General features: G+C 49.9%; 23 protein-coding genes and 2 rRNA genes (1 of these 25 cut by a window edge). 22 read left to right on the top strand and 3 right to left on the bottom strand.

Features of this window, described 5'->3' with window-relative positions:
* A 23S ribosomal RNA gene (locus MHH48_RS31895) occupies window positions 1–2739 on the top strand; it begins 192 nt to the left of the window's first position.
* 66 nt (window positions 2740–2805) lie between these two features.
* Window positions 2806–2922: ribosomal RNA gene (rrf, locus tag MHH48_RS31890) — 5S ribosomal RNA — on the top strand.
* Window positions 2923–3017: 95 nt separating this feature from the next.
* Here rrf and MHH48_RS31885 read toward each other — a convergent pair.
* Both MHH48_RS31885 and MHH48_RS31880 read right to left on the bottom strand, forming a co-directional pair.
* Complete coding sequence (locus MHH48_RS31885; protein WP_076326258.1) at window positions 3018–3728, bottom strand: SRPBCC domain-containing protein; 711 nt, start codon at window positions 3726–3728, stop codon at window positions 3018–3020.
* A gap of 2 nt (window positions 3729–3730) precedes the next feature.
* Window positions 3731–4030 carry a metalloregulator ArsR/SmtB family transcription factor gene (locus tag MHH48_RS31880; protein ID WP_179090741.1) on the bottom strand — a complete coding sequence of 100 codons (300 nt, stop codon included), beginning with the start codon at window positions 4028–4030 and terminating at the stop codon, window positions 3731–3733.
* A gap of 192 nt (window positions 4031–4222) precedes the next feature.
* Between MHH48_RS31880 and MHH48_RS31875 the strand changes: the two genes are divergently transcribed.
* The 17 genes from MHH48_RS31875 to pssA all read left to right on the top strand — a co-directional run bounded on the left by MHH48_RS31875 (window position 4223) and on the right by pssA (window position 21694).
* Window positions 4223–5260 carry an ABC transporter ATP-binding protein gene (locus MHH48_RS31875; RefSeq protein ID WP_076326256.1) on the top strand — a complete coding sequence of 346 codons (1038 nt, stop codon included), beginning with the start codon at window positions 4223–4225 and terminating at the stop codon, window positions 5258–5260.
* Entirely contained in the window at window positions 5253–6011 is a 759-nt protein-coding gene (locus MHH48_RS31870; protein WP_076326255.1) for an ABC transporter permease, read from the top strand. Before MHH48_RS31875 ends, MHH48_RS31870 begins: the two co-directional genes overlap by 8 nt.
* A 45-nt stretch (window positions 6012–6056) precedes the next feature.
* Entirely contained in the window at window positions 6057–6422 is a 366-nt protein-coding gene (locus tag MHH48_RS31865; RefSeq protein WP_076326254.1) for a GntR family transcriptional regulator, read from the top strand.
* 23 nt (window positions 6423–6445) lie between these two features.
* A complete protein-coding gene (locus tag MHH48_RS31860) occupies window positions 6446–7147 on the top strand; it encodes an ABC transporter ATP-binding protein (protein ID WP_179090740.1) in 702 nt (233 codons plus the stop codon).
* The gene (locus MHH48_RS31855) at window positions 7144–7890 is read left to right on the top strand and encodes a hypothetical protein (RefSeq protein WP_076326252.1); all 747 of its coding nucleotides are present in this window, start codon (window positions 7144–7146) and stop codon (window positions 7888–7890) included. The genes MHH48_RS31860 and MHH48_RS31855 overlap by 4 nt, the downstream gene beginning before the upstream one ends.
* Before the next feature lie 353 nt (window positions 7891–8243).
* Complete coding sequence (locus MHH48_RS31850) at window positions 8244–9347, top strand: amidohydrolase/deacetylase family metallohydrolase (protein WP_076326262.1); 1104 nt, start codon at window positions 8244–8246, stop codon at window positions 9345–9347.
* The gene (locus tag MHH48_RS31845; RefSeq protein WP_076326251.1) at window positions 9325–10428 is read left to right on the top strand and encodes a DgaE family pyridoxal phosphate-dependent ammonia lyase; all 1104 of its coding nucleotides are present in this window, start codon (window positions 9325–9327) and stop codon (window positions 10426–10428) included. The genes MHH48_RS31850 and MHH48_RS31845 overlap by 23 nt, the downstream gene beginning before the upstream one ends.
* Before the next feature lies 1 nt (window position 10429).
* Complete coding sequence (locus MHH48_RS31840) at window positions 10430–11185, top strand: KDGP aldolase family protein (protein WP_076326250.1); 756 nt, start codon at window positions 10430–10432, stop codon at window positions 11183–11185.
* Complete coding sequence (locus tag MHH48_RS31835; RefSeq protein WP_076326249.1) at window positions 11178–12194, top strand: sugar kinase; 1017 nt, start codon at window positions 11178–11180, stop codon at window positions 12192–12194. The genes MHH48_RS31840 and MHH48_RS31835 overlap by 8 nt, the downstream gene beginning before the upstream one ends.
* An 8-nt stretch (window positions 12195–12202) precedes the next feature.
* Window positions 12203–12919 carry a GntR family transcriptional regulator gene (locus tag MHH48_RS31830; RefSeq protein WP_076326248.1) on the top strand — a complete coding sequence of 239 codons (717 nt, stop codon included), beginning with the start codon at window positions 12203–12205 and terminating at the stop codon, window positions 12917–12919.
* 360 nt (window positions 12920–13279) lie between these two features.
* Window positions 13280–13741 (top strand): CtsR family transcriptional regulator, encoded by a 462-nt coding sequence (locus tag MHH48_RS31825; RefSeq protein WP_006212959.1) that lies wholly within the window; start codon window positions 13280–13282, stop codon window positions 13739–13741.
* A gap of 24 nt (window positions 13742–13765) precedes the next feature.
* Complete coding sequence (locus tag MHH48_RS31820) at window positions 13766–14290, top strand: UvrB/UvrC motif-containing protein (protein ID WP_076326247.1); 525 nt, start codon at window positions 13766–13768, stop codon at window positions 14288–14290.
* 38 nt (window positions 14291–14328) lie between these two features.
* Window positions 14329–15393: a protein arginine kinase gene (locus MHH48_RS31815; RefSeq protein WP_076326246.1), complete on the top strand. Its 1065-nt coding sequence runs from the start codon at window positions 14329–14331 to the stop codon at window positions 15391–15393.
* A 110-nt stretch (window positions 15394–15503) separates the two neighbouring features.
* A complete protein-coding gene (gene clpC, locus MHH48_RS31810; RefSeq protein ID WP_076326245.1) occupies window positions 15504–17960 on the top strand; it encodes an ATP-dependent protease ATP-binding subunit ClpC in 2457 nt (818 codons plus the stop codon).
* A 490-nt stretch (window positions 17961–18450) separates the two neighbouring features.
* Window positions 18451–19818, top strand: coding sequence for a DNA repair protein RadA (gene radA / locus MHH48_RS31805; protein ID WP_009594669.1), 1368 nt, complete (start codon window positions 18451–18453; stop codon window positions 19816–19818).
* Between the two features lie 13 nt (window positions 19819–19831).
* A complete protein-coding gene (gene disA / locus MHH48_RS31800; RefSeq protein WP_076326243.1) occupies window positions 19832–20908 on the top strand; it encodes a DNA integrity scanning diadenylate cyclase DisA in 1077 nt (358 codons plus the stop codon).
* Between the two features lie 51 nt (window positions 20909–20959).
* On the top strand, window positions 20960–21694 hold the full coding sequence (gene pssA / locus MHH48_RS31795; protein ID WP_076326242.1) for a CDP-diacylglycerol--serine O-phosphatidyltransferase: 735 nt from the start codon (window positions 20960–20962) through the stop codon (window positions 21692–21694).
* Between the two features lie 123 nt (window positions 21695–21817).
* Here the strand turns inward: pssA and MHH48_RS31790 are convergent, their stop codons facing one another.
* The gene (locus MHH48_RS31790; protein ID WP_076326241.1) at window positions 21818–22213 is read right to left on the bottom strand and encodes a DUF1573 domain-containing protein; all 396 of its coding nucleotides are present in this window, start codon (window positions 22211–22213) and stop codon (window positions 21818–21820) included.
* Between the two features lie 385 nt (window positions 22214–22598).
* Between MHH48_RS31790 and MHH48_RS31785 the strand changes: the two genes are divergently transcribed.
* The 3 genes from MHH48_RS31785 to ispF all read left to right on the top strand — a co-directional run bounded on the left by MHH48_RS31785 (window position 22599) and on the right by ispF (window position 24945).
* Complete coding sequence (locus tag MHH48_RS31785; protein ID WP_076326240.1) at window positions 22599–23687, top strand: PIN/TRAM domain-containing protein; 1089 nt, start codon at window positions 22599–22601, stop codon at window positions 23685–23687.
* Between the two features lie 77 nt (window positions 23688–23764).
* Complete coding sequence (gene ispD / locus MHH48_RS31780) at window positions 23765–24460, top strand: 2-C-methyl-D-erythritol 4-phosphate cytidylyltransferase (RefSeq protein WP_076326239.1); 696 nt, start codon at window positions 23765–23767, stop codon at window positions 24458–24460.
* Complete coding sequence (gene ispF, locus MHH48_RS31775) at window positions 24457–24945, top strand: 2-C-methyl-D-erythritol 2,4-cyclodiphosphate synthase (protein ID WP_076326238.1); 489 nt, start codon at window positions 24457–24459, stop codon at window positions 24943–24945. Before ispD ends, ispF begins: the two co-directional genes overlap by 4 nt.
* The last annotated feature ends 47 nt before the right edge of the window (window positions 24946–24992 follow it).

The raw sequence follows: 24992 nt of genomic DNA, 5'->3' as shown, positions 1-24992 counted from the left end.
GAACTGAAACATCTAAGTACCTGGAGGAAGAGAAAACAAGAGTGATTCCGTCAGTAGCGGCGAGCGAACGCGGAACAGCCTAAACCAGAGAGCTTGCTCTCTGGGGTTGTGGGACGTCTCACATGGAGTTACAAAGGAATTTATTAGGCGAAGAGGTCTGGAAAGGCCCGCTATAAGAGGTAAAAGCCCTGTAGCCGAAAGTATATTCCCTCCGAGACGGATCCCGAGTAGTGCGGGGCACGTGAAACCCCGTATGAATCCAGCAGGACCATCTGCTAAGGCTAAATACTCCCTAGCGACCGATAGTGAAACAGTACCGTGAGGGAAAGGTGAAAAGCACCCCGGAAGGGGAGTGAAATAGATCCTGAAACCGTGTGCTTACAAGAAGTCAGAGCCCGATTCTTAAGGGTGATGGCGTGCCTTTTGTAGAATGAACCGGCGAGTTACGTTCCCATGCAAGGTTAAGGCGAGAAGCCGTAGCCGCAGCGAAAGCGAGTCTGAATAGGGCGACTTAGTATGTGGACGTAGACCCGAAACCGTGTGATCTACCCCTGTCCAGGGTGAAGGTGCGGTAACACGCACTGGAGGCCCGAACCCACGTATGTTGAAAAATGCGGGGATGAGGTGGGGGTAGCGGAGAAATTCCAATCGAACTCGGAGATAGCTGGTTCTCCCCGAAATAGCTTTAGGGCTAGCCTCGGAATTGAGAGTCGTGGAGGTAGAGCACTGATTGGGTGCGGGGCCCGCAAGGGTTACCAAGCTCAGTCAAACTCCGAATGCCATAGACTTATATCCGGGAGTCAGACAGTGAGTGCTAAGATCCATTGTCAAAAGGGAAACAGCCCAGACCATCAGCTAAGGTCCCCAAGTGTGTGTTAAGTGGGAAAGGATGTGGAGTTGCACAGACAACCAGGATGTTGGCTTAGAAGCAGCCACCATTTAAAGAGTGCGTAATAGCTCACTGGTCGAGTGACTCTGCGCCGAAAATGTAACGGGGCTAAACACACCACCGAAGCTATGGCTTGATGCTTTGCATCAGGGGTAGGGGAGCGTTGTATGTAGGTTGAAGGTGTACCGTAAGGAGCGCTGGACAGCATACAAGTGAGAATGCCGGTATGAGTAACGAAAAGATCAGTGAGAATCTGATCCGCCGAAAGCCCAAGGTTTCCTGAGGAAGGCTCGTCCGCTCAGGGTAAGTCGGGACCTAAGGTGAGGCCGAAAGGCGTAATCGAAGGACAACAGGTTGAAATTCCTGTACCACCGTAAACCGTTATGAACGATGGGGTGACGCAGGAGGGTAGTGACGCGGACTGATGGATGTCCGTCCAAGCAGTGAGGCTGATGTGTAGGCAAATCCGCACATCGATAAGGCTGGGCTGTGATGGGGAGTGAAAATTATAGTAGCGAAGGTCATGATCTCACACTGCCAAGAAAAGCCTCTAGTCAGGTGAAGGTGCCCGTACCGCAAACCGACACAGGTAGGCGAGAAGAGAATTCTAAGGCGCGCGGAAGAACTCTCGTTAAGGAACTCGGCAAAATGACCCCGTAACTTCGGGAGAAGGGGTGCCTCGGTAGGGTGAATAGCCCGAGGGGGCCGCAGTGAAAAGGCCCAAGCGACTGTTTAGCAAAAACACAGGTCTGTGCGAAGCCGTAAGGCGAAGTATACGGGCTGACGCCTGCCCGGTGCTGGAAGGTTAAGGGGAGCGGTTAGGGAGTAATCCCGAAGCTGTGAACCGAAGCCCCAGTAAACGGCGGCCGTAACTATAACGGTCCTAAGGTAGCGAAATTCCTTGTCAGGTAAATTCTGACCCGCACGAATGGCGTAACGACTTGGGCGCTGTCTCAACGAGAGATCCGGTGAAATTTTAATACCTGTGAAGATGCAGGTTACCCGCGACAAGACGGAAAGACCCCATGGAGCTTTACTGCAGCTTGATATTGGATTTGGGTACGATCTGTACAGGATAGGTGGGAGCCTTTGAAGCATGAGCGCCAGCTTGTGTGGAGGCGACGTTGGGATACCACCCTGATCGTATCTAGGTTCTAACCTGGTACCGTAATCCGGTACGGGGACAGTGTCAGGCGGGCAGTTTGACTGGGGCGGTCGCCTCCTAAAGAGTAACGGAGGCGCCCCAAGGTTCCCTCAGAATGGTTGGAAATCATTCGAAGAGTGCAAAGGCATAAGGGAGCTTGACTGCGAGACCTACAAGTCGAGCAGGGACGAAAGTCGGGCTTAGTGATCCGGTGGTACCGCATGGAAGGGCCATCGCTCAACGGATAAAAGCTACCCTGGGGATAACAGGCTTATCTCCCCCAAGAGTCCACATCGACGGGGAGGTTTGGCACCTCGATGTCGGCTCATCGCATCCTGGGGCTGAAGTAGGTCCCAAGGGTTGGGCTGTTCGCCCATTAAAGCGGTACGCGAGCTGGGTTCAGAACGTCGTGAGACAGTTCGGTCCCTATCTGTCGTGGGCGTAGGAAATTTGAGAGGAGCTGTCCTTAGTACGAGAGGACCGGGATGGACGTACCGCTGGTGCACCAGTTGTTCCGCCAGGAGCATGGCTGGGTAGCTACGTACGGAAGGGATAAGCGCTGAAAGCATCTAAGCGTGAAGCCCCCCTCAAGATGAGATTTCCCAATTCGTAAGACCCCTTGAAGACCACGAGGTAGATAGGTTGGAGGTGGAAGTGCAGCAATGCATGGAGCTGACCAATACTAATCGGTCGAGGGCTTATCCAAAACATATTTCAATGTGCTGCAAATTCGTTTCGTATCTAGTTTTCAGGTGATCAAGCATCTGAACCGTTTGGTGGCGATGGCGGAAGGGTTCCACGCGTTCCCATACCGAACACGACCGTTAAGCCTTCCAGCGCCGATGGTACTTGGACCGAAGGGTCCCGGGAGAGTAGGACGTCGCCAAGCGAACAACCATAAAGACCGTTATCGATTACTCGATAACGGTCTTTTCCTATATGCAGATAATTTGAACTACTTCATTACTTACTGCACTTCATGACTTATGCTTCAACCACGTTCCGCTGTCCATAAGGCAGCACCGTAAGGATAGCGCTGCTGGGTTCGCCATGTCGGACGAATTCGATGACAATCTGCTGGCCAGGCTGCATCGATGTGACCTTATCCTCGAGCTCATCATAACTCCGAATGACCTGGCCAGCCGCTCTTGAAATGATATCGCCTTCCTCAATGACACCGTCTGCTGGTGTATGGGGAAACACCTCAATGACTTTGACGCCCTCTATACCCTCACGGCGGTATGTATAATGGTTCATGCCGATCCAGCTGGACCAGAAGGTGGACCGAATATCTTGGTCCGTCTCCAGCACGCTCTTCATATTCCGCATGAATCGGTATGTACCAAAGGCCATGTTATCCATCATCATATACTCTCGCTCATTGGACCATGATCCCGTGTACTCGATGTGGACCAAGGTTCCCTCGGTATGTGGTTCAATGGTCCAAATAGTAAGTTCCTGGTCCTCTCCCTTGAGCGTGAGTTTTCTGTAAGGGATAAGTTCCTCAATCGTACCAACATAGGATACGCCCCAGCCGTAATCAAGAGCGACTTGACCGCCTACCTTCAGATCGATCTCACAATGGCGAGTCTCCCATTGATTGCGTTCTTGCGGATCGGTCAATGCTTTCCATACACGATCGGGTGTTGTATGGATGACAATCTCCCGCTGAACATGGTTAAAAATAGAGTCCATACCTATGATTCCTCCTCAAGATATTGTTTAAGTCTGCTTAACTTATTCTCCAGAATAGAGCCAAGCTCTTGTTGAAGTTCCGCATACCCTCGCTGAAAAGTCGGGGTATTCAATCGGTAGTAGCAATACTTGCCTTCTCTTCGCTCTAGTAACAGCTCCTCTTCCAGCAAGATAGCAAGATGCTTTTTTACAGCCGGCTGTGAGATATGGAATGACTTCACGATTTCCAACTGAGGAAGTTCTCGATGAGCTACCATATTTAGGATTTTCCTTCGGATGGGATCTGAAACGGCGCGGTACATATCACTCAAGAGTTGGAGTCCTCCCATCTCTTTTAAATATAACCTTTTGGTTATATGAATGAATTAATCATAATTATCCAACGGTTGGATGTCAATACGAAATATTAAACAAAAAATTGGGCTTTACAGAACCAAGACACTAGTGTACTATTTAACTATGACACCGATACATGAAGGAGTGAATGAAGAACCATGAATAGGAACGCATCAAATGAGGCAACAACCAATATAGAGAATGCCGCAACGGATTTAAAGAACGGAGTACACGATTCAGCCTCCACGGAAAGGAAGAATACCAAGCAAGGACCCGTCGTTCTGACCGTTGAACAAGTCACCAAAACGATTGGAAAGAAGAACATTGTCGATGGACTCTCCTTTGACATTCATCGCGGTGAAATCGTTGGTTTGCTTGGACCGAACGGCGCGGGCAAAACAACAACCATTCGAATGATTGTAGGGTTGATTGAGATGACCCATGGCGATGTACAGGTGAAAGGACATAGTATCAAGAAGGACTTCGTTCAAGCCGTTCGTCATATCGGGGGCATCATCGAGAATCCGGAATTCTACCCGTACATGAGCGGTTATGACAACCTGAGACAGTACCAGCGGATGTCCGAGGGTGTGACCATCACGAGAATCATGGAGGTTGTTAAGCTTGTTGGGCTCCAGGATGCCATCCACAAGAAGGTGCGTGCTTATTCCCTGGGAATGCGCCAACGGCTTGGAATAGCGCAGGCCTTGCTGCATAATCCATCCATCCTCATTCTTGACGAGCCGACGAACGGCCTGGATCCAGCCGGTATCCGCGAGATGCGGGATTACTTGAAGCAAATCGCCAAAGATGAGGGGATTGCCATTCTCGTATCTAGTCACCTGCTGTCGGAGATGGAACTGATGTGCAGCCGCGTGGTCGTTATCCAGGAAGGTAAATTTGTAACGGAGCGATCTATCGGGGGGACAGTCGTTAATGAAGAATTTACCACGGTAAGCTTCCGCGTGAATGACGTGGCCATGGCTGAACAAACGATTAGACACTTACAAAACATCACATTGCTCAACACCCAAATGGAAGAAGGAACCATTACCCTTCAACTTCATGAAGAAGGTATTCCTGGGTTGATCCAGTCACTGTGTGATGCACGGGTACGGATTTACCGGGTAGAAGAGATCAAATCGTCACTTGAAGAAGAATTCTTAAAATGGACAGGAGGCAACCGCATTGCGTAGCTTTGGAAATCTCGTCTGGAATGAATGGCTCAAAATGTTTAAGAAACGCAGCTTCTTTCTGCCATATGCGCTTTTAGCCGGAATGGTGATCTTCATGGCGTTCTTGCTCTATAAGTTTTCCGGTGGGGGCAGTACCGGTTATGAATTTGCCGAGATAGCAGTAACAACCAAGGGAATGGGGCAAGTACTGACTTTGCTTGCCATTGTCGTGACGGCCGGAGCCGTAGCGAAGGAGCACAGCATGGGAACGATCAAATTGCTGCTTATACGTGCACAGAGCCGCACCAAGATTTTGGCATCGAAATATGTTGCCGTATTGATTTACATCTTAACACTGGTGGCCTTCATGTTTGCTGTAGCCGTGCTGACTGGTCAAATTACGTTCGGTATGGATGTCGGCTCCGTTACGCTTGGAGATGTGCTCATTGGAGCAGTGAACAACCTGGTGTATACGATCGTTTATGTAACGCTAACCTTTATGGTAGGCATTCTAACGAGATCTACCGGTCCTGCAATCGGCATCGGCATGTTCATGGTCATTATGGAAAGTATGGTGGTACAGCTGCTTGCGCGTTACTCCTGGTCTAAATACCTGCTGTTTCTGAACGTGGATCTCTCCATGTACAGCGGAGGGGCAGGCTCCCCGATTCCAGGCATGAGTTTAACATTCTCAATGATGATGCTCGCTGTATATCTCCTCTTGTTTCTTGCGATAGGCTTTGTTACGTTTAAAAAACGGGATGTCGCATAAGGGACCTGAGTTCGAGGTAGAGCGGCGGAAAGGAGCAACCCGACAGTGAGTATAGAATTCGACAATAATCTGCCGATCTATTTACAGATCATGACGTATCTAAAGAAAGAAATCATCATCGGTAAACTGCAGCCTGGTGATAAAATCCCATCGGTTCGAGAATTAGCGAGTGAGCTTCAAATAAATCCAAACACGGTGCAGCGAACTTTTCAGGAATTGGAGCGTGAGGGTATTGTGGAGACACGGAGAGGATTGGGCCGATACGTGACAAGCGAGGAGTCCAAAATTATGGAAATCAAAAAAGAAATGGCCGGCGATCTGCTGGAACGCTTTATTCGCGGTATGCAGGAGCTTGGCTTTAAAGATCAGGACATCATATCGATCGTGGAAGATGCTGTGAAGCAGCCATGATCCATAGTGGAGGTGAAATCACGGTGGAGAATCTGTTACAGGTAAGGAACGTGACCAAAACATATGCCGGTGGTCGCAGAGCGTTACAGGATGTCAATCTGGATATCAGCGGTGGAAAAATCATTGGTTTGCTGGGCACCAATGGCAGCGGAAAGAGTACGCTCATGAAGATTGCGGCTGGGTTGATGCAGCCGACAAAGGGCGGCGCTTACGTGAATGGCAAACCGGTCGGCTTGGAAACCAAAGCCATCGTTTCCTTTATGCCGGACCGGCCCGTGACGGAATCATGGATGAAGGTATCGGATGCGGTGGCATATTTTAAAGATTTTTATGAGGACTTTAATGTGGAGAAGGCCCGCAACATGTTGGAATTCATGAATTTAAAGACCCAAGACCGCATCAGTTCCTTGTCCAAAGGAATGAATGAGCGCCTGCAGTTAACACTGGCTTTGTCCCGTGAAGCCCAGCTGTATATGCTGGATGAGCCGATTGGCGGAGTGGATCCGGTAGCCCGGGGCAAAATTTTGGATGCGATAGTTGAATTCTACAATGAGGATAGCAGCATTATCATTTCAACCCATTTGGTTCGGGATATTGAGCGGATATTTGATGAAGTGATCTTTATTCAGGGCGGCGAAGTAGTGATGCATGACGAAGTTGAGAACATCCGCCTAAAACACGGAAAAAGCGTGGATGAGATGTTTAAAGAGGTGTATGCTGAATGATGAAACTGTTCAAATACGACTGGAAGAGAAACTCGACCACGCTGCTCGGCGCATTCGCGATCCTTCTCATCGTTCAGATAGCGATCACCGTAACGGGCTCTATAAAAGATTGGGAGCTTGGAGTAAAGTTGGCTTTAAGTATGCTGGCTTATGGCTCTGTGAGTGTTCTGCTTCTTGTAGTCACTGGAAAGAACTTCGGCTATAACATAAAGGCATATCACCGGCGTTTACTCCCCGTACGTTCCGTGTGGAATGTGGTTTCATCACTTTTACTTGCATGTGTAAGCTTGCTGGCACTTGGCATATTGATGGCTCTGCATTTATGGTATTACTGGAGCTCAGCCGGCATTTGGGAAAATATCAATTTCGCTGATGTTCCCGTTTCGTATTATGTCGGGTTTGCCCTGCTGATGGTATGGAAATTCATCTATTTGATGATTGCGATATTTTTTGCAATTACCGTGTCCAGGAGCATCACGAAGAAGGGCAGTACATGGATCGGCATTCTGGTGTTCTTCGTATTGCAATATGTTCTTGGCTGGCTTAGCCAAGTACTCTTCGGAGATGAGGCAGCGTGGGTCGGCCCTATGGCTAACATTTCATTTTTCGAGAAAGAAGCAGACATTACGGTGTCGACAATGCAATATACATTAGCATGGGGGGGACTTGCTTTTGAAGTGATCATGGCCGCCTTGATCTTGTATGCAACAGTTTACCTCATCGACCGGAAGGTTGAGGTTTAACAAAAAAGAGTACTTGGAAATCCGGAAGATGAATGAAGAAGGTCTAGACTATAGAACGAACAAAGAGACTGCCTATCGAAGGCAGTTTTTTTGCATATGGAAGGAGATAACACGGGGAAAACAGAACTAGAACTAGAACCATACCCATACCCGTACTGAGCAAGAGCGCAACCCTTCATTGCATCATTCTAATAAATATAGAAATAGGACTCAAACATTATAACGTTATATTCACGTAACGCACGTTCTGTGCTATGCTATAATCACGACACTCAACTTATACAATGTAGACCGACGGGATAGAGGATCTAAGGCTGGTCCGGCAAGGCTGAAGGAGTGAAGTTATGAAGATATTGGAACAGCGTTTTATTATACGCAATGTAAAGACGGTGCATGAGGATAAACCTTTTGACATTGTCATGGAGAACGGGTTCATAACCGAAATAACGGATGCGAACATGGCACTCGGTGCTAACAGTTTTGATGGTACGGGACTATATGTGTCCAGCGGCTGGATCGATATGCACGTCCATGCGGTCGCTAAGCTGGAGCCTTACGGAGATGCCATCGACGAGATAGGCGTAAAGCAAGGGGTTGCCACCATTATCGACGCAGGGAGCTGTGGCGCGGATACAATTGGAGAACTGGCAGCCGAGGTTGCAAGGTCCAAGACGAATGTGTTTGCTTTTTTGAATATTTCCCATATCGGTCTGCAGCGGGTCGACGAGTTGTCCAGTTTGGAATGGATCGATGCTGAGAAGGCAACAAAGGCGGTATGCACCTATCCAGATCTGATCATTGGACTCAAGGCCAGAATCAGCAAAAGCGTAGTCAAGGAGAATGGGGTAGAGCCGCTTCGTCTTGCAAGAAAAATATCAGGAAAAACGTCGTTGCCGCTAATGGTACATATCGGGTCCGGGCCACCGCCGATTGAGGAAGTATTGGAATTGCTTCAGAAGGATGACATTATCACTCATTATTTAAATGGGAAGGCCAACAATTTATTTGATTCCGACGGAAAGCCGATTCCTGCCCTGGTGGAGGCGATAGCTCGTGGCGTTCATCTGGATGTGGGCCATGGAACGGCAAGCTTCTCGTTCTTGGTGGCAGAGTATGCCAAGACCCAAGGGATTAAACCTGACACGATCAGCACTGATATCTATCGCGGGAATCGCATCAATGGCCCGGTGTACAGCCTGGCTAATGTCCTGACGAAGTTCCTTTATTTGGGATACAGCTTGCAGGAGGTGATCTCAGCGGTAACGGACCATGCAGCAGGATGGCTGCGCCGTCCGGAGCTTGGCCGAATCCAAGTCGGCGATGCCGCTCACCTGACACTGTTTGCGATGCAGCAGGAGGCTATGAGTTTAATGGATTCCGAAGGGGAGACCCGGATCGCTGATCGATATATCGAAGCCAGAGGAGTGGTAGTCAATGGATCATTCATTACATGCTAAATATGGGTTGAAGCGCGTAGTTAATGCCAGCGGGCGCATGAGTATTCTTGGCGTATCGGCACCGACGGATACCGTCATGGAAGCGATGCGGATCGGTGGGCAGAGTTACGTGGAAATCGCGGATCTGGTTGATAAAGCAGGCGATTACATGGCGCGAATTCTCGGTTCCGAGGCAGCGGTTGTTGTCAATTCCGCTTCCAGCGGAATCGCTCTTTCCGTGGCTGGAATCGTCACCGAAGGCAATCGCAGGCGCAGTGACCGATTACACCAGGAGCCAATCGCGAAGAACGAGATTATCATGTTTAAGGGACATAACGTGCAATATGGGGCACCTGTTGAAACGATGGTTTATCTCGGAGGTGGCAAGGTCGTTGAAGTCGGGTATGCCAACGAAGGGCGCAAGGAGCATATCGCGGAAGCGATAAATGAGCGTACTGCAGCCATTTTGTACGTGAAATCTCATCACTGCGTGCAGAAAAATATGATCTCGGTGGAAGAAGCGGCAGAAGTGGCTCAGGCGCATGGACTTCCGTTAATCATTGATGCTGCTGCTGAAGAGGATATCCAGAAATATGTGAAATACGGGGACCTGGCCATATACAGCGGATCCAAGGCAATTGAAGGCCCGACCTCCGGCATTGTCGGCGGCAAACGCCAATATGTGGAGTGGGTGAAAGCGCAGCTGCATGGTATTGGGCGCAGTATGAAGGTCGGCAAGGAAACAACGTTTGGATTGCTTCAGGCGCTGGACGAGTATATGGTGAAGGAAGATAAGAGTGAGCAGGAGAAAGCGGCGCTGGAGGAAATGAAGTCCTTATCGAAATTGCCGGGCATTGAGGTCACCATTGTGCAGGACGAAGCGGGAAGGGCGATCTTCCGGGGGCGCGTGAAAGTCGATGAACATGCGGCCGGGGTTAGTGCGAAGTCCATGAACGATCAGCTTCGCGAAGGCGATATTGCCGTATACACCAGGGATTACGGCGTTCGCCAGGGGTATTTTGATATCGATCCTCGCTCGCTTTCCGGGGATGATTTGCAAGTCATTATAACGAGAATACAACAGATTGCAGGGGGAAACTAAAATGGCAAATATGGAGAAACGTCTTTATAGAAATCGTGCGGCACTGAACGTACTTGCAGGCAGCATTCAGAATGCGAAGGAAATTTTCGAAGCTGCGGAAGGGCATGTGGTGGTCGGCGTATTATCCAAAAATTATCCGAACGCGCAAGAGGCCGTTATTGCGATGAAGGAGTACGGCGCCGTTATCGAAGATGCGGTATCGATCGGATTGGGTGCCGGCGATAACCGTCAAGCTGGGGTGGTAGCCGAGATTGTGAAGAGCTACCCAGGCACGCATATCAATCAGGTGTTCCCAGCAGTTGGTGCTACACGTGCCAATCTGGATGGCAAAGAAAGCTGGATTAACAGCCTTGTGTCTCCTTCAGGTCAAGTGGGCTACGTGAATATCTCAACTGGACCGGTGAGCGCTGCCGGATCAGACAAAGCCATCGTACCTGTAAAAGCGGCCATCGCGCTTGTGCGCGACATGGGCGGTAACGCACTGAAGTACTTCCCGATGCAGGGCTTGGAGCTGGAGGATGAGTACCGCGCGGTAGCGAAGGCATGTGCGGAGGAAGGATTCGCGCTTGAACCAACAGGCGGGATTGATAAAGAGAATTTTGAAGCCATCGTGCGCATCGCATTCGAAGCGGGAGTGCAGCAGGTCATCCCGCACGTGTACTCTTCGATTATCGACTCGGCCAGTGGAGATACGATCATTAGCGATGTTCAAGAGCTGCATCTCAAGCTAAAAGCGCTGGTTGATCAATATGCCTAAGACGATTGCCGCATATGGCGAAGTGATGATGCGTCTTCAAGTACCGGGATATGCTTCCTTGGCTCAAGAGAGCCATCTGAATTACTCCTTTTCCGGCACGGGTGTAAACATCGCCTCGGCTGTGGCAAGGTTCGGTCATAACGGATATCTGGTCAGCACGCTGCCGGATAACCCGCTTGGCGAAGCGGCGATTTCCTACCTGCGCAAGCTTGGCATCGACACTGCGCTCATTAGCCGCGGAGGCAAATATGTCGGCATGTACTTTTTGGAGAATGGCTTTGGTGTAAGACCCGGACGTGTGACTTATACGGATCGACTGGGCAGCAGCTTTAATACGGCGGAGGATGCCATGTACGATTTCGGTGCGATTGCCGAAAAGATAGACATGGTCCATTTTTGCGGGATTACCCTTTCCATGAACGATACGGTACGGGGCCAAATGAAGACACTGGCTCGTGAAGTTAAAAAAAACGGCGGAACCGTTGTGTTCGATTGCAATTATCGTCCCACTTTATGGGGGGCGGACCGCTACGAGTTTGCCAAGCCGCACTATGAGGAAATGCTGTTTTTAGCGGATATCGTTTTTATGAATGAGAAAGATGCCATCTATATCCTTGGCATGGAGACGACCCGGGAGGATCAGAGCGAACAGCTGCAGGAGTTGATCCCGAAGGTGGCAGCGAAGTATAATATTACGGTTGCGTCGGGTACCCACCGCAAGATCAACGGGGATAACACTCATTCCCTGCAAGGCTATCTCTACACGGATGGAGCGTTTCACTTTTCCAAAACCTTGACGTTTTCCGTCCATGACCGTATCGGCGCAGGTGATGCCTACGCCAGTGGGGTGATTCACGGGATCTCGGAGGGATATGAACCGAATCGGACGGTTGATTTTGCCGCAGCTGCGGCGATGCTTGCCCATACCGTAACAGGGGATACGCCGACGGCGAGCGAACGCGAAGTGCTTCAGGCAATGAGTCATCATATGTCTGACGTGGAAAGGTAGGAGGAAGCATGTCGATCACGCGGAAGAACGGTCCGTTATACTTGCAAATCAAGAAGATCATAAAAGATCGGATTCTGCATGGGGAGTATCCACTTGGCTCCCATATTCCTTCCGAGCCGCAGCTGGAACAGGAATTTAACGTTAGCAAAATGACGGTCCGCAATGCAATCCAGGAGTTGTATCAGGAAGGGTATGTAGAGAAGCGGAGCGGGGTAGGAACGATTGTGACCCGGAACACTTCCTTCTCCAAGCTTTCCAAAGGCAAGCTATTCACCGAGATTCTGGTCGAAGAAGGACACCAGATTCGGAAACGCCACCTGAAGACGGAATGGGTGCTCAATGAGCCGGATAGCGAATTGTTCTTAAAATTCGGGGAGCGGTGCCTGCTTATTGAACGTTTGTATTTACTGGACGGGAGCCCTTTCATTTACTACACCCACTATGTGTCATCCCAAGTGGATATGGGTGAAGAGTTCGGTTCCACCGAACTGCCGTCTCTGTATGACCGCATCGAGGAGAGTCAAATTACGCTGGAGAATTTCCGCGACCGTTTTCTGGCGACCGTGGCAAATGAGGAGATTGCCTCCTTGCTTGAAGTAAGTATAGGCGCGCCGTTACTGAAGCGGCTCAGATCCTCATATGACGGGACAGGCAGTATCATTGAATACAGCATCGGTTATTACAATACGGAATTACAGCACTACTTGATCAGTTATGACGCTTGAAGATGTAGACGATACAGGAGCACGATATGGAGAAGTGGCCTTGAGACCGGTTTTCACCCGGCATGAAGGCTGCTTCTTTTTTGTTGCCCTTGAAATGAATTGTTCTTGGGAAAGAGGCTATAAGCGGTCAAAGAACTGGGTACAATAAGAATAACTGCTAACGCGATAAATTGAGAAGAACCCTCTTGGCAAAATGAAAAAATGTGCTATAATGAGATCAAAGTCAAAGAAAGTCAAAGTCAACGAGAGGGTTCGCTGATTTTGATTATGGTTAAAATTAACGTATAAGCAAGGCTCTGTGCGGACGTGTAAGATCACTATCCGTCTTAACGTTTCAAACAGTGGAGGATGAACAGACCAATGCGTAATATCTCTGATATTATCGAACAATACCTGAAGAGCATACTGCAGGAAAGTCCGGAGGGTACCGTTGAAATTCAACGCAACGATCTGGCGGAGCAATTTTCTTGCGTTCCTTCCCAGATCAACTACGTGATCAGTACACGGTTCACGCTGGAGAAGGGCTTTCTTGTCGAGAGCAAGCGCGGCGGGGGCGGGTACATACGCATCCAGCGTATCGAGCTTCCCCAGCATACTGCACTCCAGCAGCATCTTCACCATACCATTGGCAGCATGATTGATCAGACGGTGGCTGAAGGATTGATTTACCAGCTGGAGGAATCCCGGTTTTTAACGAGGCGGGAGGCCAGCCTGATGCGGGCCGCCATTTCGAGGGAGTGCCTGAATGTGAAGCTTCCTTATCGGGATGAGCTGCGTGCAAGGATTATGAAGGCGATGCTTATTTCTTTATTAGGTAAGTGAGTCTGTGTAAGGAGGCATCGGATTATGTTATGCCAAGAATGCGGTAAACGGCCGGCGACACTTCATTTCACCAAAATTGTGAACGGGGAGAAAACGGAGTTTCATTTTTGTGAAACCTGTGCCCGTGAAAAAGGGGAATTGATCCCCGGCACGTCGAATGGTTTTTCTATACACAGTTTGCTGTCAGGTCTTCTGGATCTGGATCCTTCAGGCAAGGGCCAGAGCCCCGGTGCAAAAATGGCTCAGACGCTGCAATGTGAAGAATGCGGTATGACGTATTCCCAGTTCAGCAAGCTTGGCCGGTTCGGCTGCAGCTCGTGTTATAAATATTTCTCGGATCGATTGGATCCATTGTTTAAGCGAGTCCATGGGGGGACTTCCCATGTCGGCAAAGTGCCGAAACGTACGGGTGGCCGGATTCAGATCAAACGCCAAATCGATGATCTTAAGAAGGAGCTTCAAATTCGGATCGTGCAGGAGGAGTTTGAAACGGCTGCCGAGATACGGGACCAAATCCGTGAGCTGGAGCGAAATATGGCTCAGGGATAAGATTGTAAGATTTTGCACTTTAGTAGGAGGAATGCGTGATGTCTAATCTCCGGTTTACCGATTCGGCGCTGAGCGAGTGGATGCGCGGGAACGGTCAGGATTCCGACATTGTCATCAGCACCCGTGTCAGGGTGGCGCGCAATCTGCAGCATCTTCCTTTCCCGCTGCTGGCAACGGATCAGCAGTCAGGAGAAGTGCTAGAGCGCCTGACGGATGTATTGAAGAATAAGGACGATTTGCAGGATTTCGGGGATTTGCATGTAATTAAATTAAGTGAGATTGATGAGCTGGATAAGAAGGTTCTTGTTGAGAAGCATCTAATCAGTCCCAATCTGGCGAATGAATCCCGAAACGGTGCAGTCATCCTTACTGAAGATGAATCCGTCAGCATTATGATCAATGAAGAGGATCACCTGCGCATCCAGTGTTTATATCCAGGATTTCAGGTTCGTGAGGCATGGGCACGTGCGACGGCGCTGGATGATGTTTTTGAATCCGAGATCGATTATGCGTTTGATGACAAGCGAGGTTATCTTACAAGCTGTCCGACGAATGTCGGCACCGGTCTTCGCGCATCCGTCATGATGCATCTGCCCGCTCTTGTTATGACACAGCAGATTAACCGGATTCTCTCGGCTGTATCGCAGGTAGGCTTGACGGTAAGAGGGATTTACGGTGAAGGCAGCGAAGCGTTAGGCAACCTGTTTCAAATCTCGAATCAGATTACGCTCGGTCAAACCGAGTCGGAGATCATTGAGAATCTTCACAGCGTCGCCCTGCAAATCATCGAGCATGAGAAGAATGCCAGAGCCCGGCTCTTGGGTGAATCCAAGCTTCGGATTACGGATCGGGTCATGCGCTCCTATGGCATACTGTCCTATGCGGCGGTGATGGATTCCAAGGAAGCAGCCCAGCGTTTATCCGATGTTCGGCTTGGTGTGGATCTCGGCCTCTTGGAAGGCCCGGAAATCCCGGTCATGAATGAACTGAATGTGAAGACACAGCCGGGCTTTCTGCAGAAGACCTATGGAGAAGGAATGACTCCTTCCGAACGCGACATGTACAGGGCTAAGCTCATCAGAGAAACACTGGGTACCCATTAAGGATCTATACTCGTTTTACAGTTGGATGACGGTGTAAGCGTCCTATAGATGACGATACACCGAAATCCGCGAGGTTCAATATATTAATTGAAACGTGGAGGTGCAATACTATGATGTTTGGCAGATTTACGGAACGTGCACAAAAGGTGCTTGCATTGGCTCAGGAAGAAGCGGTACGTCTGGGGCACAACAATATCGGCACAGAACATATCCTGCTAGGACTTATTCGTGAAGGAGACGGCATTGCAGCCAAAGCGCTGATCGGACTTGGACTTGGTCTTGAGAAAATTCAGGATGAAGTCGAAACATTAATCGGACGCGGACAGGAGCAGCCTACCAACATTGCTTATACGCCTAGAGCGAAAAAGGTAATTGAGCTCTCCATGGACGAAGCTCGTAAGCTTGGTCATACCTACGTAGGTACTGAGCATATTCTGCTGGGGCTGATTCGCGAGGGCGAAGGGGTTGCAGCTCGTGTACTAAACAACCTGGGCATTAGCTTGAATAAGGCTCGCCAGCAAGTACTGCAGCTGCTTGGCAGCAGCGAAGCGGTATCGAGCCATCATGGCACGCCGCAAAACGTAAGCACGCCTACACTCGACAGTCTCGCTCGCGATCTGACCGCCATTGCCAAAGAAGGCAATCTGGATCCGGTCATCGGACGCAGCAAAGAAATCGAGCGCGTGATTCAGGTGCTGAGCCGCCGTACGAAGAACAACCCGGTGTTGATTGGTGAACCAGGGGTAGGTAAAACGGCGATTGCCGAAGGCCTGGCACAACGCATCATTAACAACGAAATTCCAGAGACACTGCGTGACAAACGCGTCATGACGCTGGATATGGGCTCGGTTGTTGCCGGAACCAAATACCGCGGCGAGTTTGAGGATCGCTTGAAAAAAATTATGGATGAGATTCGTCAAGCGGGTAACATTGTTCTGTTCATCGATGAGCTTCATACCTTGATCGGTGCAGGCGGTGCAGAAGGTGCGATTGACGCTTCCAATATTCTTAAGCCATCATTGGCACGCGGAGAGCTTCAGTGCATCGGGGCAACCACCCTGGATGAATACCGTAAATATATTGAAAAAGACGCTGCTCTCGAGCGTCGTTTCCAACCGATTACGGTGGACCAACCGTCGCCGGAGGAAGCCATTCAGATTCTGTATGGACTGCGTGACCGTTACGAAGCGCATCACCGCGTGAAAATTACGGATGAAGCGATCGAGCAGGCTGTGAAATTGTCCGACCGCTACATTACGGACCGCTTCCTGCCGGATAAAGCGATTGACCTGATTGACGAGGCCGGTTCGAAAGTTCGCCTTCATACGTATACCATACCGCCAAATCTGAAAGATCAAGAAGCGCATCTGGAGGACATCCGCAAAGAGAAGGACGCAGCTGTCCAAAGCCAGGAATTCGAGAAAGCTGCAGCGCTGCGCGATACGGAGCAGAAGCTGCGTGAAGAGCTTGAAATTACGAAGAATCAATGGAAAGAAAAACAAGGACGTACCGATTCCGAGGTAACTCCGGAGGATATCGCCGACGTTGTAGCCAACTGGACTGGTATTCCTGTAAATAAACTGAAAGAAGAAGAGACCGAGCGTCTTCTGAATCTGGAAGAAATTCTGCACAGCCGGGTGATCGGTCAAGAGGAAGCGGTCAAAGCGGTCAGCCGTGCGGTTCGCCGGGCACGTGCAGGACTGAAAGATCCGAAGCGGCCAATGGGCTCCTTCATCTTCCTGGGTCCTACCGGGGTAGGTAAAACCGAGCTGGCACGCGCCCTTGCGGAAGCGATGTTCGGAGATGAGAATGCGGTTGTGCGGATCGATATGTCCGAGTACATGGAGAAGCATTCCACATCACGTCTCGTCGGAGCGCCTCCGGGATATGTCGGCTATGAAGAAGGCGGTCAGCTGACCGAGAAGGTCCGCCGCAAACCATATTCCGTTGTGCTGCTCGATGAAATCGAGAAGGCACACCCTGAGGTATTCAACATCTTGCTTCAGGTGCTGGAAGACGGACGCTTGACCGACTCCAAGGGCCGCGTGGTGGACTTCCGCAACACCCTGATCATCCTGACCTCCAACGTGGGAGCGGAAGCCATCAAGAAGAACTCTACGCTTGGCTTTACTGCAGTGACGGATGCAGGTCGCGATTATAACAACATGAAAGGCAAAGTGATGGATGAGCTCAAGAAGAGCTTCCGTCCGGAGTTCTTGAACCGGATTGACGAGATCATCGTGTTCCACTCTCTGGAAGAGAAACACATTGCCCAAATCGTGACATTGATGTCCGATGAGCTGCGTAAACGTCTGAAGGAATTCGAGGTGCATTTCGAGCTCACAGACAAAGCGAAGGCTTTCATTGCGAAGGAAGGATACGATCCGGCCTTCGGTGCACGCCCACTGCGCCGGGCTATCCAGAAGCACATCGAGGATCGCCTCTCCGAGGAGCTGCTGAAAGGTACTGTGGCCAAGGGTGACTCGCTCACCATTGATGAGGCAAATGGCGAGCTGGTTGTACACAAGAACGAGAGCGTCACTGCCGCATCAGCCGAAACGGAATAAGTGTAACTTCAACCCCCGTTGGATTAAAACCAGCGGGGGTTTTTGATTTTATTGTTAATGGAAGATGAAGGTTTTGTATGGGGCAGAGACTTGGATGCTCAGAAGTCATTGAATGCAATGACCGAGGCTGTTTTATCGATAAAATAATTAGGCATATGGATGAATAGCGAATTAAGAAAACAGACCCTCATGTATCAACCCAGCGGAGAGGACGGAATCGTTCTGAAGAAGCGACAGCGTTCGCCTTTAAAACCGGGAAACTACCATAATATCAATTCCAGTCTCCTGGTTTTAACAGCGATCGTAAGAACGATCCGGCAGCGAAGCGGACATGTATGGTTTAACGACCCTTCAAATTCGAAACATCTCGCGTAAAGTTTCCAATTAACCTTTACGTTGAATTATAAGAAATGGTAAACTTTGAGTAATGCCTGATTTTGCAGGGTTTTACGAAATCCGACAAATGATGTGCGACATAAAGGAGACTTACATGGCAAAAACTAAAACGAAATTTTTCTGTACCGAGTGCGGCTATGAAGCGCCTAAATGGTTCGGAAAATGTCCGGGCTGCCAATCATGGAACTCCATGGTAGAAGAGACCGAGACGGTAATCAAGACGCAGGGGATGAATTCCCCTCTTTTTCATAGTAAAGAAAAACCCCTTTCGATCATAAATATAGAAAGCGGTAAAGAACCCAGAATCCAGACGGGCATTGCGGAATTGAACCGCGTGCTCGGCGGCGGGCTTGTTCCGGGCTCGCTGGTGTTAGTCGGCGGTGACCCCGGCATCGGCAAATCCACGCTGCTGCTGCAAGCCTCCAATCGATTGGCCCAGAACGGTATTCGCGTTCTGTACATTTCCGGTGAGGAATCCGTACGCCAGACCAAACTGCGTGCAGATCGGCTCGGGGCGCTGTCTCCGGAGCTGTTTGTCCTGTGTGAAACCAATCTGGAATCGATTGAGGAAGCCATTGAGAACGTGCAACCTGGCTTTGTTGTCATTGACTCCATTCAGACGGTGTATTTGCCGGAGGTAACCAGTGCGCCGGGCAGCGTTTCCCAGGTGCGGGAGTGTACGGCACGCTTCATGCGATTGGCGAAGGTAAAGGGCATAGCGACCGTCCTGGTCGGTCATGTGACCAAGGAAGGCGCTATTGCAGGCCCAAGGATGCTGGAGCACATGGTGGACTGTGTGCTTTATTTTGAAGGAGAGCGTCACCATACTTACCGTTTGCTTCGTGCGGTAAAGAACCGTTTCGGTTCGACGAATGAGATTGGCATTTTTGAGATGGGTGAGGACGGACTTCGGGAAGTCGGGAATCCATCGGAACTGTTTTTATCTGAACGGCCCTTAGGGGTAGCGGGTTCGACCGTTGTTGCAAGCATGGAGGGAACTCGTCCGGTTCTGGTCGAGCTGCAGGCGCTCATCTCCACAACCCACTTCCCGTCCCCGCGCCGGATGGGCACAGGGGTGGACCACCACCGCATGAATTTGATCATTGCCGTGCTGGAGAAAAGGATGGGCATGTACCTGCAAACGCAAGACGCCTATCTGAATGTTGCCGGCGGCGTGAAGCTCGATGAGCCAGCGGTGGATTTGGCCATAGCGGTTAGCATTGCATCCAGCTTCCGCGACATTCCGACCAAGCCGTATGATGTCATCTTTGGCGAGGTTGGCCTGACCGGCGAGGTACGTGCCGTTTCCAGAGCGGAACAAAGGGTAAGGGAAGCCGAGAAGCTGGGCTTTAAGCGCGTACTCATGCCGGAGAAGAGTTTAAAGGGATGGAAGCATCCTAAAGGAATACAAATTATAGGAGTAAACACCGTTGCAGATGCATTAGCGGTTGCGTTAGATTAGGGGGCATACGAAGGTGAAAGAAACGAGCCAACTGGACAAAATGAATGATTTGCTAAAGCTGGTAGCACCGGGAACGCCGTTTCGCGACGGACTGGAGAACGTGCTGCGGGCAAAGACGGGCGCCCTGATCGTTGTGGGCTACAGCCCGGAGGTAATGGAAGTTGTTGACGGCGGCTTCTCCATTAACTGCGATTTTTCGCCAAACTATTTATACGAGCTGGCCAAGATGGACGGCGCCATCATCCTGAGTGAAGACTTGAAACGTATCTTATATGCGAATACCCAGTTGATTCCGGATTCTTCGATCTCTTCCATCGAGACGGGGATACGGCACAGAACAGCGGAGCGGGTAGCGAAACAGACAGGCAAGCTGGTTGTGTCCATCTCGCAGCGCCGAAACATTATTACGCTGTATCAAGGATCGCTGCGGTATGCATTGAAGGAAATCGGCGTAATCTTAACCAAGGCGAATCAGGCTATACAGACCTTGGAGCGATACCGAGTGGTGCTTAATCAATCGCTTACCAACCTCTCGGCATCTGAATTTGAAGAATTGGTCACCATTCCGGAAGTCGTGAATGTGATTCAGCGCGTCGAGATGGTGCTCCGCATCAAGAAGGAGATCAAGCGCTATATCAACGAGCTCGGCAACGAAGGTCGTTTGATCAGCATGCAGATGGATGAGCTTGTAAGCAACATAGAGGAAGAGGCTTGGCTGCTGTATGCGGACTATGCCCGGGAGTACAGCGAGGAGAAGATCCGCGAGATCATTCTTGCGTTGAAGCGTTCAACGGATGAGGAACTGCTGGACATTCACCATATTGTAAGGCTTCTTGGCTATCCGGCTTCCGCCGCTGCTTCGGAGGAAGAAATACTGCCGCGTGGTTACCGGATTTTGAACAAAATCCCGCGCCTTCCGAATGTGATCGTACGTAATCTGGTCGACCAGTTCCATGATTTATCCAGCATTATGATCGCTTCCATCCATGAACTTGATGAAGTGGACGGGATTGGCGAAGTTCGCGCACGGACCATTAAAGAAGGCCTGAAACGATTGCAAGAACAAGTATTCATTGACAGACAAATCTAAAAGACCTACAATCGATGTTCGTACGTAACATTAATGAGGTGAATAAAAAAAATGACGAAATCAATTCCGAATATGTTTACTTTAGGTAATCTGTTTCTCGGAATGATTGGTATCATCTTGGCGACGGAAGGTCGAACGAGTATGGCCGCCATAATGATTATCATTGCCATGCTCCTTGATGGACTGGACGGTCGGGTAGCTCGGGCATTGAATGCCCAAAGCGAGCTCGGCAAGGAACTTGACTCATTATCCGATGTAATATCATTTGGCGTAGCACCGGCACTCATTATGTATACCGTAGCGTTTACGGATATTAATACAGCACTGGCTTGGACAGTGACCGCCATATTTCCGATGTGCGGCGCACTGCGTCTTGCAAGATTTAATGTTCGTCCGGGCATACCGGGATATTTTATCGGCCTGCCGATCCCCGCTGCGGGAGGCGTGCTGGCAACCTTGGCGTTATTCCATGAAGAGATTACAGCAACTTATATGATTATTGCCATATTACTACTTTCTTACCTCATGGTTAGCGCAGTCAAGTATCCGAACTTCAAGAAGATTGGCATTCCGAAAACAGCGATTAAATTTACACCGCTCGTCATCATTGGCGCAGTCATGGTTGCCGTGTTCTTACCAGAGCAGACTTCCAAGCTGATATTCTTGCCATTGGTCCTGTACGCAGGTTATGGCTTGCAACAGAATTTCCGCAGGCTGAACCGCAAAAAACGTCGTAAAAAGGATGATCCCAAATCAGATGAGGCCTTTCAATCCTCTGACCGATAGGACAGATTTGTGACATAATCCAAATAAAAAGCATTTATTTCCCTGCTAGCGCAGCGAGATAAATGCTTTTTTTTGTATGCATGGAGTACCTTGCCGTTACGAACCGTTTTCATGTTAGCGGCTTTACGACAGGTTGAAAATACCCAATGTGGAGCATTTCTGCGACTCCTTGTCAACAACCTCATCCAGTTGAATGTCCAGAAGATTCGCAAGAGCAGACATATAAAATAGGTTGCGGCCAAGCTCGGTGCTTACCGCTTCACGGCAATTCTCGCACAGATGGCCTTCGACGTGCGTGCCAGCTAATTCGCGGGCTGATTCGAGATCAGCGCCCATATCGAAGGATTGCTTCGTGGCGTGGAGCTCGATGCATCCGCATTCTGTGATGGCCTTGGTTACGGCCCGGTTGACTGAAGCATTGCTTTGACCATTTTTAGACAGAACATCCAAGAGACTGCGGTGACGGAGCAACAATTCGGAAACTTGGTCCTGAAAAGCCTGTAAACTAGGAGCGCTCATTTATACATCCACCTCGATATTATGAATTGAGTTCATTATATTCCACTACTTCAGGCGATTTCAACCAATTTCAGGTGTCCGAAGGCGGTCAATTCCATTTGTGAGGTTGATGTAAGTACACGTCAAAGCCTGATGGGGGTAGGCAAAACCGGTAGGATATGGGGATATGGAAATAGGATAAAAAAGCGTCAATAGGCGCACTTTTACAGAAGATAGACTGCATATTTGAGGATGTTTTTCTTGCGATTATCCAATTCATTTGGTTTCACTGAAAACTTTTATCTTAAAAAAGATGGGTCGGCACGATTACGACTTTATAAATTGGACCATACTGGAAAATAGAAGCAAAGATATTTATGTATAAAAAGGAGGTGTGCGGAAGCTCATGGTAAAAAAAGCTATTTTAGCATTTACAGTATTATGCGGAGCATGGGGCGGGTATACGTTATATCATACAATGGAACGGTCTTTCTCAGGGCTCTCGCCTATTTTTGGACAAGGTTTATTTGCAGCGGGAAGCGGAGCCTTCGCGGTGCTTGGAGGATTATTGTTTGGCATGATCGGCGTGCTGTCAGCGGATCGGGTAACGAGATGGCTGCACAGCCTGATCTCTTCGTTCTCCCGGATTCCGATGAATGAGCTGGCTGCGGGTACTGCCGGACTGTTGAGCGGCCTGCTGCTGTCTGTATTGCTGTCACCAGGGTTGTCCTTGCTCGGACAAGCAGGGCAGCTGCTGCAGGTTGGCATTACGCTGCTCGGTGGTTACATCGGGTTTCGCATTGGACTGGAAAAGAAGGATGAACTGGCTTCTCTATGGATGTCGGGCAAGTGGAGTCAAGCTGCTGAGCCTGAGGGCCGGCGCATAGAGGAACATAAAATTTTGGATACGAGTGTTATCATTGACGGGAGAATTGCGGATATTTGCAAGACCGGATTTATCGAAGGAACGATTGTCATTCCTGAGTTTGTTCTGGAGGAGCTTCAGCATATTGCGGATTCCTCAGACCTTCTTAAGCGAAATCGCGGCCGGCGGGGTCTTGATATTTTGAACAAAATCCAGAAAGAGCTGGACGTCAAGGTGCTCATTTATGAAGGGGACTTTGAGGAAATATCCGAAGTCGACAGCAAGCTGGTGAAGCTGGCCAAAGTGCTGCAAGGCAAAGTGGTCACGAATGATTTCAACTTGAATAAGGTATGTGAGCTGCAGGGTGTGTCGGTACTGAACATTAATGATCTCGCCAACGCGGTGAAGCCGGTGGTTCTGCCAGGGGAGGAAATTCTGGTACAGATTATCAAGGACGGCAAGGAGCATGGTCAAGGCGTCGCTTATTTGGATGACGGTACGATGATCGTCGTGGAAGGCGGTCGCGAGTACATCGGCACGATGATGGAGGTGCTCGTTACCAGCGTACTGCAAACCTCAGCGGGCCGGATGATCTTCGCGAAACCAAAACTGTTGGAAAAAGCCCAGTAAAGGGGTATGATGGGGATATACATATCCGCTATTCGTCCGTTTGGGACGTGTTGGGTGAGACAGGAGTTTGGTGCTTGATGAGTAACTTCGGCGCTGTTATTGTAGCGGCGGGAAAAGGAACGAGGATGGGCACCCGGGAGAGCAAGCAGTACTTGGCTCTGAACGGAAAGCCCATTATCGTTCATACGCTTGAAGCATTCAGCAGGATACCATGGCTGCAGGAAATTGTGCTTGTGACGGGGATGGAGGATGTCCCTCGCTGCGAATCCTGGATTCAGGAATACAGTTTGAACAAGGTGTCCGCTGTAATCCCCGGGGGAAGCGAGAGGCAGCAGTCCGTATACCAGGGCATCAAGCAAATTTCTTCAGAGTGGGTAATGATACATGACGGCGTAAGGCCGTTTGTAACGCAAGAGGAAATTGAAGCCTGCCGCGATGCGGCAATCCGTGAGGGCGCCTCGGTACTTGGGGTCCCCGTGAAGGATACGATTAAACAGGTGAACGGTAAGGGGCTGATTACAGGCACCCCGAACCGTCAAAGTCTGTGGGCCGTCCAGACCCCACAGGCTTTTCGTCTTTCCGACCTGCTGTCTGCACATGAGGCTGCTGCGAAGGATGGGTTTACAGGCACTGACGATGCCATGCTGATGGAGCGAGCAGGACATCCGGTAACCGTGGTGGAGGGGAAATACAGCAATATTAAGATCACCACACCGGAGGATCTGGAATATGCAGCTTTTTTAGAGAACCGTAAGGGAGAGGACATGGGATGATTCGAGTAGGACAGGGGTTTGACGTACATCAGCTCGTAGAAGGAAGGCCGTGCATCATCGGAGGTGTCACGATTCCTTATGACAAGGGGCTTCTCGGGCACTCCGATGCCGACGTGCTGCTGCACGCCGTAACGGACGCGATTTTGGGAGCGCTTGGGCTTGGCGACATTGGTCGTCATTTTCCTGATAACGATCCTGCCTTTAAAGACGCCGATAGCCTGAAGCTTTTGGAGCAGGTATGGGTCATGGCGAAGGAACGCGGGTATAGACTTGGTAATATCGATTCTACAATTATTGCGCAGAAGCCGAAGATGGCGCCTTATATTCCGCAGATGGCGGAAGTGATCGCCAAAGCGCTGGATGCCGAGGTGGATCAGGTTAACGTGAAAGCGACCACCACCGAGCAGCTCGGGTTTGCTGGCAGGGGCGAAGGTATCGCCGCGCAATCGGTTGTCTGCCTCGTAAAAGGTATGCTATCATCTTGAAGTATGTGTTCAATAAGGGAGTTTTTTGAGCGAGGAATCTTGAAAGA

This window comes from Paenibacillus sp. FSL F4-0100, from assembly GCF_037993005.1.
Taxonomy (GTDB): domain Bacteria; phylum Bacillota; class Bacilli; order Paenibacillales; family Paenibacillaceae; genus Paenibacillus_AQ.
This window is presented reverse-complemented; position numbering and strand designations above follow the sequence as displayed.